Consider the following 3,261-nt stretch of genomic DNA (forward strand, 5'->3'; position numbering starts at 1 on the left):
GTTGGCACCCAAATTTCACTTTGTTTCATGATTTCTATTCCCTCTAATCAATAGTTAGCTTTCAATTCTTGGCGATACAATTTAATTGCATCACGATTGGTGGAAGCATTCACACGCCACACATGCTTGCAATACCCGTAGGGTGCGTCATCATCATGAACAACACTTGCAAGCTTTGTTGCTTCGGTTGCAGTGAGGTTTCCATCGTCATCCGACCATACATCGCGCTCAACTTTTGTCATTAGATTTCCCATTAGTCTTCGTCTGCGTAGATTTCTTGCGCAGAGCCGTCCATATCTTCAACAACCCAAACTGCGTCTTCGACACCGTGAGCCTGAGTGGAGTGCATTACCGGAAGGTTTTCAGCTTTCTTGATGGCTTCTTCTAAAGTGTCGGCCTCGATCGCTGTCGATGCTGATACGGTTACATAGCCGTTCAAATGAAATTTCGGCATAGACCTCTTATCCTCCGAGTTTGTTTTTGCAGAGTAGCGTCATATATAGTTTTTGAACTATTGTACTCGCGTTCAATATCTTCAACCACAATTGATTTCCATTAATATGATAACTTCATCACAACCCAGCGTCAACAAATAACCTATTTAGGTTATTAAAATCGACACTTCTAGATGGTGATTCACTCAATCGCTGCCGAGCAATCTGGTGGGAGGAATAGTTGCCTGCTCTTCTGACGCTCCAGCGATGAGAATGTTGTAGCGCTTGTTAATAAACCAAATTGAATCTGTTACTCTGTAACACATTCTCTCGTCCCTCAACCAATTAAACATTGTTGTTTGCTTCTCGCCGAAGAGTTCGAAAACAGCTTTCAGTTCATCGCATTGGAGTTGATTTTTGACTGATGCAACCAACTCACTAAACAAACACTGTTGGACACTAGGATCAATTGCAACCTTCGCGTCGATAAATTTAGCAACTCCATTGCTTACTACCCATCGCCCATTGGCCAACTTCACACACTGCCTTTTTTGCTTTAACCATCGACTCGCCAGAGTTAGGGATACTTCGTTAGCCTTGGCAAAGCTAGTAATGCTGCCGTTGTAATGCAAATCAATCAATAGACTAAGAGGTTGTGACTGCTGTCTGAGTGCTTCGCCTGTGTTTGTCATTCTTCTCTCTCGTGATCAAGATCTAAGTTTGTATAAAAAGATCCATAGCAAAGAAATGAATCTCACTTTAGATCTTAAGCAACAACTTTTAGTTATTCACTGAATATGATGATAACCTGTGCATAAGCTGTTGCTAACTGGTTTTTTCTGTTTTTTGGCGATCGTTCCGATGCGTTTTTGCGATCTTTCCAATACATCTCGGCGATCATTCCAATACAAGCTGGCGTTTCTTCCGATACGGACTGGCGATCATTCCAATTCAATTTGGCGTTCCTTCCAATACGCGGACATTTCACTACCAATACAAGTACCGCGTTCCTTCCAATACGCCGTCGGCGTTCTTTCCAATACTGAATGGCGATCGTTCCAATACTCACTCGGCGATCGTTCCAATACAGTGTGGCGATCTTTCCAATACAACGCTGGCGATCGTTCCAATACCCCCCTTGGCGTTCTTTCCAATACGACTTGGCGTTCCTTCCAATAGGGTTTGGCGTTCCTTCCAATACAATCCTTGGTCAATAATTCAGCAGTTCCGTTTAACACTGAAGGTGATTGACTTCACGTTCACCGTGAAGAAAGAGCTCTCTAGAAATTCCATTTATCGCATTATATCAGTGATATAGACACCTTGCTCAAAAACGGCTGATTGGTAACAACAGTCTATGAGGGTGAATTCATTCATCATCAACTCGCTAGTATATATAACACCAATGGAGTTTAGCTTCCAGTGTAGATAACTTACCAATTACGCCGAATTCAGATGACACTCACTGTTCGAATTCTACTCTCTTCTTGTGTTTTAATTAACGAACTTCCAGAGTAGTTAACGTTGGCGCTCAAAACTCAGCCTTACCAACTACCAGTGTAGTCAAGTAGAAATAGGTCACTTTGAGCGCTAGTCTGTCGGGGATCTTACAAGACCTCAGCTAACCAATAGGCAATGGCACTTCCAGTGTAGATAACTCTCTAGATAGAAGATCAGTGATGAAAGATCAGAGATAAAACCTTAAAAAATAAAAAATAATAATATGAGATTTTTTCTTTGGCTTGTGGATTCTTGATCGTCTAGGCAGATTGAATTACATTGTCAGAAATCGTAGCGAATACCTTTTCAGACCATGACAACAGACAACGATCCTTTATTGCTTCAGCCACGGCACATAACACTACCGGCTTCTGAGGAAGCTCAGGGGTCAATAGTGATCATCCCTGAAGCGTTGCATCAGTACATCTGCTTCACAGCAGGGGATAGTTCTATCGACCCTGAAGTTGGCGAAAGCGTCAAGGCAATTGAATCGTCATTATCAGAGTTTGATTACAAGCTTTTCTTGTCAGCTGTCCGTTTTAGTAATCGATTAGAATGCAGTAACGATCTTTTCATCAGAGTTCCAGTGTTGGCTGCTAGTGCTAAAGTATCTGAACGATCTGTCCGTTTAAAGCTAGCCAACTTTTGCAAAAATGGTTTTTTGTTTGAACATGACTCCAAGAATAGCAAGATCAACAATGAGGCATTGCGACGCCGAAAGCTTTATGAGTTTTTAATTTCCAAAAACCAGCTGGCTGACAATGCCTCTATGCTACTTTCTAACGGCGATACGAAAACAGAACCTCGACTTAATGCACAGCAAACCGCTCGGGCCGCGCAGTTGGTTCAACGCGAAGCTATTACAATTCATAACCTTCCAACTAAAACGCTATCCAAGAAGCAAATTGATCAGATGAAAACATACGTTTTCTACGAGGATTCGCTACACCAGTTGGTACCCTATATTGGTGATGAACAAATGCAGTTCATGCCATACACCACGAATTGGTCTCCGATCACGGTTGATAAGATGCGTGTCACTGGGCGTCAGAAAGGAACGGACTATGGCATAGTTACCGCTAAAGATCTTCAAATCTACTACGCGATTAGTCAATTTTTACAAGACTACGTGGAGCTTAACTACGACTTCTTCAAAGTGAACGTTTTTAGTAATAAGTTTCCAGTCAGTGTATTCAAAGTGTTGGAGTATTGCCGCCGTAGCCGCAACTCAGATGTCAGCGTCAAAGATGTACACACAGCTATCTTGCGATTGAGTACAACCATATTTAGGTGCTGTTCATGCCACCTGTTGAGTAGTGATTAACCT

5 protein-coding genes are annotated in these 3,261 nt (G+C 42.2%); 1 reads left to right on the top strand and 4 read right to left on the bottom strand.

From position 1 onward, the window contains the following. Positions 1-47 precede the first annotated feature (47 nt). The 4 genes from AC6R1O_RS17465 to AC6R1O_RS17480 all read right to left on the bottom strand — a co-directional run bounded on the left by AC6R1O_RS17465 (position 48) and on the right by AC6R1O_RS17480 (position 1,632). Positions 48-242 (bottom strand): hypothetical protein, encoded by a 195-nt coding sequence (locus tag AC6R1O_RS17465; RefSeq protein ID WP_500656852.1) that lies wholly within the window; start codon positions 240-242, stop codon positions 48-50. A gap of 11 nt (positions 243-253) precedes the next feature. Beyond that, positions 254-454: a hypothetical protein gene (locus AC6R1O_RS17470; protein ID WP_500657495.1), complete on the bottom strand. Its 201-nt coding sequence runs from the start codon at positions 452-454 to the stop codon at positions 254-256. A 186-nt stretch (positions 455-640) separates the two neighbouring features. Continuing rightward, complete coding sequence (locus AC6R1O_RS17475) at positions 641-1,126, bottom strand: hypothetical protein (RefSeq protein ID WP_500657496.1); 486 nt, start codon at positions 1,124-1,126, stop codon at positions 641-643. Between the two features lie 92 nt (positions 1,127-1,218). Then, on the bottom strand, positions 1,219-1,632 hold the full coding sequence (locus tag AC6R1O_RS17480; protein ID WP_500657497.1) for a hypothetical protein: 414 nt from the start codon (positions 1,630-1,632) through the stop codon (positions 1,219-1,221). Between the two features lie 615 nt (positions 1,633-2,247). Between AC6R1O_RS17480 and AC6R1O_RS17485 the strand changes: the two genes are divergently transcribed. Beyond that, complete coding sequence (locus AC6R1O_RS17485; RefSeq protein ID WP_500657498.1) at positions 2,248-3,258, top strand: hypothetical protein; 1,011 nt, start codon at positions 2,248-2,250, stop codon at positions 3,256-3,258. Positions 3,259-3,261: the final 3 nt, after the last annotated feature.

The sequence above is a fragment of the Vibrio sp. R11-SG3-ISO3-SZ genome, assembly GCF_059834345.1.

Coding starts and splice junctions, on each gene's coding strand:
- AC6R1O_RS17465 (WP_500656852.1), bottom strand. CDS start 242: ATGACAAAAGTTGAGCGCGATGTATGGTCGGATGACGATGGAAACCTC.
- AC6R1O_RS17470 (WP_500657495.1), bottom strand. CDS start 454: ATGCCGAAATTTCATTTGAACGGCTATGTAACCGTATCAGCATCGACA.
- AC6R1O_RS17475 (WP_500657496.1), bottom strand. CDS start 1,126: ATGACAAACACAGGCGAAGCACTCAGACAGCAGTCACAACCTCTTAGT.
- AC6R1O_RS17485 (WP_500657498.1), top strand. CDS start 2,248: ATGACAACAGACAACGATCCTTTATTGCTTCAGCCACGGCACATAACA.